This is a genomic window from Kitasatospora sp. NPDC056531 (assembly GCF_042794375.1).
Classification (GTDB): domain Bacteria; phylum Actinomycetota; class Actinomycetes; order Streptomycetales; family Streptomycetaceae; genus Kitasatospora.
In genome coordinates this window covers 1-3,279 of the sequence record NZ_JBHTTU010000062.1, presented here as the reverse complement: position 1 = coordinate 3,279, position 3,279 = coordinate 1, and the positions used below count along the sequence as shown (strand labels likewise).

Here is a 3,279-nt window from a genome sequence, read left to right as displayed (position 1 = left end):
GGCGGGGGGGGGGGGGGGGGGGGGGGGAGGGGGGGGGGGGGGGGGGGGGGGGGGAAGGGGGGGGGAGGGGGGGGTCGGCTCGGAGGAAACAAACCCCAACACCTCGTACCACGCAGCCTTGCCCCCGCTGGGCACGTGGCCGGTCCGCACACCGTCCTGCGGCTCCTCGAACACGCCCTCCAGGCAAGGAACCCACACCGGCGGGCCGTGTCCCCTCCGGTGCACACACACGGGAAACGATCGACCACAAGGGGAGGACACCGGATGCGAATAGGCAGCGGAAGCAGCACGGAGACGGTCACCGCAGCGCAGGCCCAAGACGCCGCAGCCCAGGAGCGGCTGATCGCCGACCACCTGCCGCTGGTCTACAACATCGTCGGCCGCGCGGTGGACGGCCATGGCGACGTGGACGACGTGGTGCAGGAAACCATGCTGCGCGTCGTCCACTCCCTGAACACGCTGCGCGACCCGTCCTCCTTCCGCTCCTGGCTGGTGGCCATCGCGATGAACGAAGTCCGCCGCTGCTGGACGACCCGCAGATCGGCACCCGTGCCAGGACTGCAGGAACTGACGGAGGTCACCGATCCGGCCGGCGACTTCGTGGACCTGACCATCCTGCGACTCGGCCTGACAGGCCACCGCCGCCAGGTCGCCGAAGCCACCCGCTGGCTCGACGAACGCGAACGCGACCTGCTCTCCCTCTGGTGGCTGGAGACCGGCGGCGAGCTCACCCGCGCCGAACTCGCGACAGCCCTCGGCCTCACACCCCAGCACGCCGCCTCACGGGTCAAGCGAATGAAAGAACAACTGGAGACCGGCCGCCTGGTGGTCCGGGCCCTGGCCGCCGAACCACCGTGCGACGAACTCCCGCCACCCACCACCGCGCCCTCCTCCCCACCGCCCACCACCACTGCTCCGCATCAGCCCGCCCCCACCCCGCACCCCTCCTCGCCCGCACCCCAAAAAACCGGCCCGCAGGTGTTGCACCAGCGGTGGAGCGCGGACTGCGGGTGCTGGACTTCACCCAGCCCCTGACAGGCATGCGCGAGGAGCTTGCACGCCACCTACCCGCAACCCGCCAGCACGCCCTGGTAGCTCCACTACACCCCGGCCGATCAAGAGGAGACAGAGAACTCGAGGCTCGACGTCCCTCGCCACGTCGTCGAGTTCCTCGCCCACCTGCTGGCCGCCCACCGGCGCCGGATCGGGACCCCGAGGCGCTCGCGTGCGCTCGGGCCGTTCCGGCAGGCGGTTCTGGTGCTGCGCTGGTTCCGCGAGCGCGGCTGCGTGCACTGTCTGGCCCGCGACGCAGGCGTCTCCCAGGCCACCGACTACCGCTACCTGCACGAGGGCATCGACCTGCTCGCCAATCAGACATTGGTTCTGCATGAAGTTCTGAGCTACTGTCAGCGCGAGAGCATGACGCACGTGATCCTCGACGGCACACTGATCGAGTCCGACCACCTCGCCGGCCTCCGCGACAACGGCAACGACCTGTGGTTCAGCCAGAAGCACAAGGCATTCGGCGGCAACATCCAGTTCCCGTCCGCCCCGGACGGCACCCCGCTGTGGGTCTCCGACGTCGAACCCGGAAGCGTCCCCGACATCACCGCCGCCCGGATCCACCCCCTGCCCGCCCTGTACAAGGCGGCGGCCGAGGGACTGCCGACTCTCGCGGACAAGGGCTACATCGGCGCGGGCATCGGCATCCTCATCCCGGTTCGCCGTCCAAAGGGCAAGTCCGAACAGGCACTTCACGTCGACGCCCGCATGTTCAACACCCTGCTGCGGCACGTGCGAGCCCTGGGAGAACGGACCGCCGCCGAGCTCAAGCAGCGGTAGCGCACCCTCCAGCGCGTCACGCTCAGCCCCAGTCGGATCGGCGACATCGCCCGCGCCGCCCTCGTCCTCAACGGAATCTGGAAGTGATCACCGTTGAGAAAACCGAACTCACCGCCTCCGCAAGACTTCTGTACTCGTAGTGCATTTCGGCTGCCTGCCATGACGCTCGTTCACTCCCGAACGAGCCCGCGCAGCCGACGGCGATGAACCGGACTCCGCGCGGCCTCCGTAGACAGCCATGTAGGGAGCCGGACCGACCGAGACCGCGGAGCAGCCCATGACCGTCAACCCGAACCGCCGCGACATCCTGAGGTTGGGCGGCGCAGTCGGTGGCGGGGCACTGACCGCCGCCCTCGGCCTCACCATCGCGGCCACGCCGGCCGCGGCCGCCTCGTGGAACAGCGGCGCCTGGATGGCCGGGCTGCCCGACAGCCTCTCGCTGACCCAGCTGACCATCCCGGGCACCCACGACTCCTGCTGCGTCGACCCGACGAACGGCACCGAGTGGGCGCACACCCAGAACTGGGGCGTTACGCAGCAGCTCCAGCGGGGCATCCGCTTCCTCGACATCCGCTTGCAGCGGTTCCCGCTGAACGACCGCGAGACCAAGAACTGGCTCGGCGTCTTCCACGACCGGTTCCCCCAGGGCAGCACGCTGCGTACCGTGCTGGACGAGTGCCGGGCCTTCTTCAAGCAGTCGCCGCGCGAGGCGCTGGTCATGCGGATCAAGAACGAGAACGCGGGCAGCAACCCGATCGACGGCGTGGAGTTCCTGCGCCGCATGCAGTACCACCTGGACGGCTTCGGCTACCGCAACCTGTTCTGGACCGCGCCCCGGTGGCCCAGGCTCGGGGAGGCCCGCGGCAAGATCGTGCTGCTCGCCGACTTCGACACCAGCTCCGACTCCTCGTGGGACGTGATGCACTGGGGCAACTCGGATCTGATGAACATCCAGGACCAGTACCAGGACGTCGGCACCGACGGCAAGGCCCGGGCCATCGTCAACCAGTTCGACCAGGCGTGGTGGAACCAGAACTCGCCGAAGATGTACATCAACTTCACCAGCTACGCGGGCGGGAAGTGGCCCAAGCTGAACGCGGACTCGATCATGCCGCCGGTGCTCGACTACCTGTACGCCCGCAGGAACGAGGCCGTCCACTTCGGGATCGTCCCGATGGACTTCCCCGACTTCCACACCAACGTGTTGGACCTCCTGGTGGCCAAGAACTTCATCGGGCGCTGAATCCCGGTCGGCGTGGCCTTCGGCCGCGACACGGAGCGAACGGCGGCGGCCTCCGAGGGACCGCCGCCGCAGCGTCACCGGCCAACGGCACTCCGGCCGCCCCCCCCGTTACCTTCTTGGTGGCCCCGCAATGGGGCTCCCGGCCTCCGGTCCGGCATGACTGTTCCCCCCTGTAGTTCGCATGATCCGGGGGG

General features: G+C 69.1%; 2 protein-coding genes and 1 pseudogene. All 3 read left to right on the top strand.

Annotated features, from left to right (window positions below; all coding sequences use genetic code 11):
* Positions 1-264 precede the first annotated feature (264 nt).
* The 3 genes and pseudogenes from ACFQ87_RS33340 (at position 265) to ACFQ87_RS33330 (ending at position 3,085) form a co-directional block, all read left to right on the top strand.
* A complete protein-coding gene (locus tag ACFQ87_RS33340; protein ID WP_380614636.1) occupies positions 265-1,035 on the top strand; it encodes a sigma-70 family RNA polymerase sigma factor in 771 nt (256 codons plus the stop codon).
* A gap of 144 nt (positions 1,036-1,179) precedes the next feature.
* A pseudogene (locus ACFQ87_RS33335) lies at positions 1,180-1,929 on the top strand (transposase family protein).
* A gap of 190 nt (positions 1,930-2,119) precedes the next feature.
* Entirely contained in the window at positions 2,120-3,085 is a 966-nt protein-coding gene (locus tag ACFQ87_RS33330) for a phosphatidylinositol-specific phospholipase C (protein WP_380614635.1), read from the top strand.
* Positions 3,086-3,279 lie beyond the last annotated feature (194 nt).